Source organism: Vicinamibacteria bacterium (assembly GCA_035620555.1).
Classification (GTDB): Bacteria; Acidobacteriota; Vicinamibacteria; order Marinacidobacterales; family SMYC01; genus DASPGQ01.
Map to the genome: position 1 here is coordinate 1 of DASPGQ010000670.1, position 3,345 is coordinate 3,345.

Here is a 3,345-nt window from a genome sequence, read left to right on the forward strand (position 1 = left end):
GAAAGCGGTAACCGAGGCCGTACGCGACGAAACAAAGGAGCGTGACAGCAACCGGACTCATGAACCCCTCGATCGATCCGTCCGGTAGAATGCTACCCCGAGAAAGCAAGCCCCGATCCAGAGAGTCATAGCACCTCCCGACGATCGCGAACGAGGCCCGCGACCGCGGGAAGCAACGAGACCAGAACGATCGCGATCAGGACCGCGGTGAAATTCTCTTTCACGACCGGGAGATTTCCGAACAGGTACCCGAAGCCAGCGCAAAGACCAACCCAGCCAACACCCCCGAGGAGGTTGAAAACCAGGAACCGCTCATAGCGCATCCGCGCCATGCCGGCGACGAACGGGGCGAAGGTCCTGAGGATGGGCGCGAAGCGGGCGAGAACGATGGCTTTCCCCCCGTGCGTTCGATAGAAACTCTCCGCTCGGGCGAGGTGGCTTCGATTGACGAGCCTCGAGCGAGAAAGCCAGCGCGCGACCACCGTCCTTCCAAAGGCGTAGTTGGCGGCGTCCCCGGCGACCGCAGCGAGACTCAGAAGCGCGCACAGCGAGAACAGGTCGAGCGCGCCCGCTGCCGCCAGTGCGCCAGCCGAGAAGAGAAGCGAATCTCCTGGAAGAAACGGTGTGGCGACGAGCCCCGTCTCGCAGAAGATGACGAGGAACAAAACCGCGTAGGTCCACGCCCCGTACTCGTGAACGAAACGGATGAGAGTCTCATCCACGTGGGCCATGAGCTCGAACCCGACGACGATAGAGTCCACTACGCCGTCCTTGCCGTCTCGAGCTCGGCCCCGGTCGGATGCGGGACGGCAAGACCAAAGAGGAAGCCCGAGCGCACCCGTTCGACCAGAAGGGGAAGGACTTCCCGGTAGTCACCGACGATCCCGAAGTCCGCGTTCTTGAAGATCGGTGCAGCGGGATCCTTGTTGATCGCGACGACCGACCCGGACTCCTTCATTCCAGCGAGGTGCTGGACCGCACCGGAAACCGCGACGGCGACATAAATCTTGGGACGGACGGTCTTTCCCGTCTGCCCGATCTGTCGCTCGTGAGGCACGTAGCCCGCGTCCACTGCTTGTCTCGAAGCGCCCCACTCGGAGCGCACTCCTCTTTCTTGGAGAACCCGTACCAGGGAGCGCACCAGTTCGAAGGAATCGAGCTCGCCGCATGGCCGACCTCCGGTGACGATGACCTCGGCGGAAAAGAGACCGTCGGCGCCGCGGGCGGCCCGAACCGTCTCCAGAATCGAAACGCTGAAGTCGTCGGGCGCGAGGCGGGGCATAAGCTCCAGGATCTCACCGCGCCGCGCGGGATCGGCAGGCAGGGGCGCAAATGCGCCCGGTCGCGCCGTCGCCATTTGAGGGCACCAGAAGCCGACGATGGTCGCGAGCTTGCTCTCGCCGTAGCTCGGGCGAATGGCTTCGAGGCACGGGTGCATGATCGTCTTCCGCCGCTTCCACAAGAAATCTCCCACTTCGAGATGCGTACAGTCTGCCGTGACGCCCGCCCGAACGCGGCTCGCGATTCGAGGAGCGAGCTCGCGCCCCGAGGTGGTGGCGCCGAAAAGCGCGATCTCCGGCCGGTGGCTCCGGATGATCTCGGAGAAGACGGAGGCATAGGGAAGCACGAGATACTCGGCGAGCCGCGGATCGTCCACGACGATGACCCGGTCGGCGCCGTGAGCGATCACCTCGCGGGCCGTCGCGCCCACACCGCTTCCGATGAGAACCGAGGTGACTTCGGTCGCGAGCTTGTCGGCAAGCTCTCGCGCGGGTCTCAGGATCTCGAGCGATGCCGGGACGGGCCTGGTTCCGTGGACTTCGACCCAGGTGAGAATGCCCCTCGCTCCGTTTCGAAAGTCGACCCGGGGGTATCCTTCACTCATCGGGGCCTTCTTTCGAGCGCATAAACTAGGCCATCGACCGATTCGCGAGCTGGGCCGGACAGCATGACGGCCTCCGGTCGCGTACGCGCCATGGTGACCACCTTGGCCACGATCGTGGGCGAGCCATCGATGCCGACTTCATCGGCGCGCAATCCGATTTGGTCGATGTTCCACGTCTCGACGAAAGCTTTCTTCGACCGCATGAGACCCTTGATCGAAGGACGCCGCAGAGGACGCGCCGTAGGAGCGACCGAGATCACGGCCGGTAGAGGAACGCGAAGGACCTGATGCCCCCCTTCCACGATCCGACGGACGAGGAGGTGATCACCGCGGTAGGTGATTTCCTCGGCGAAGGTCGCCTGGGGAATGCCGAGACCTTCCGCCACCTGAGAGGGAACGTGGGCGGTGTCGCCGTCGCTGGTTTGACGCCCGGCGAAGACAATGAATGGCTCCCCGCACTCCTTCTCGAAGCCGAGTTTCCGCAGAAAGGCGGCAAGGGCAAGCCCGGTGGCAAAGGTATCCGAGCCCCCAAGCCTTCGATCGGAAAGGAGGCAGGCGCGGTCGAAGCCCATGGAGATGGCCTTGCGCAGCGACTGCTCGAAGCTCGGAGGCCCCATGGAAACCACGAAGAGCTCGCAGTCCGGCGCGCTGTCCTTGATTTCGAGGGCTTGCTCGAGAGCAAAAGCGCAGTCGTGGTTGACGGTGGACTGGGCCGTGGTCCGATCCATGAGGCCGTCGGCACCCGTCCTCATCTCGGAGGGCAAGGGGACCTGTTTCATGAGAGAAGCAACTTTCAAGCTCATACACACCTTTCGGCCAGCTGCTAACGCAAAGACCCACCCGACCGGCTCTCCGGTTGGAAAGCTCAGAATCGTGTCAGGTCGCGAGGGGACGGAAGGTTAGAGGTGCGGAGGAGCGCGAATGAGGCGAGAGCCTGCCCCGAGCCTGGATGCGAGGCTCCAAGACTTCGAGAACGGCTTCTGGTGGAGCAGCTTCTCCTGAGGGGGAACGAACTCGAACGAAGCCGTCCGCGCGGGAGTCTTGGGAGCGAATTGGGATACGACGTCGGGCGAAGGATGTCGCGCTTCGCCCAGCCAATAACCCCCGTCGTTCCGCGACACGGTCTCGTAGCCGGGCACGAAACCTGTGGGGTAAGAGACAACCGCAGCCAGGAGAAGGACTGCTTGAATCCTGCGGCTCATTTCTTGGCTCAAATTACTATAGCACTCTCGACAAAACCGAGGGGTGCGCACGTTGCGCATACCCTCAGCGAGGCGAGCTTGCGGAAGAGCCGCTCGGAGCGCAACGGTTGCTGAACCGATCGCTATGACCTCTTTCAAGGGGCCGGGCGGATCGTCCCCGATCGCGTCGACATGACGCGTGAAGGGAATCACACTTCCTTCCAAGTCACTGAACTGCCTCTTCTTGTCCGATCGAGCTCGAGTTTTCCGTCATCGAGG

At 63.1% G+C, this 3,345-nt stretch carries 4 protein-coding genes; all 4 read right to left on the reverse strand.

Going from position 1 to position 3,345, the window contains the following annotated elements; all coding sequences use genetic code 11:
• Positions 1-125: 125 nt before the first annotated feature.
• On the reverse strand, positions 126-731 hold the full coding sequence (locus tag VEK15_27210; GenBank protein HXV64417.1) for a VTT domain-containing protein: 606 nt from the start codon (positions 729-731) through the stop codon (positions 126-128).
• 29 nt (positions 732-760) lie between these two features.
• Positions 761-1,885, reverse strand: a complete 1,125-nt coding sequence (locus VEK15_27215) for an electron transfer flavoprotein subunit alpha/FixB family protein (protein ID HXV64418.1) — start codon at positions 1,883-1,885, stop codon at positions 761-763.
• The gene (locus VEK15_27220) at positions 1,882-2,688 is read right to left on the reverse strand and encodes an electron transfer flavoprotein subunit beta/FixA family protein (GenBank protein HXV64419.1); all 807 of its coding nucleotides are present in this window, start codon (positions 2,686-2,688) and stop codon (positions 1,882-1,884) included. Before VEK15_27220 ends, VEK15_27215 begins: the two co-directional genes overlap by 4 nt.
• Before the next feature lie 96 nt (positions 2,689-2,784).
• Positions 2,785-3,087, reverse strand: a complete 303-nt coding sequence (locus tag VEK15_27225) for a hypothetical protein (protein HXV64420.1) — start codon at positions 3,085-3,087, stop codon at positions 2,785-2,787.
• Positions 3,088-3,345: the final 258 nt, after the last annotated feature.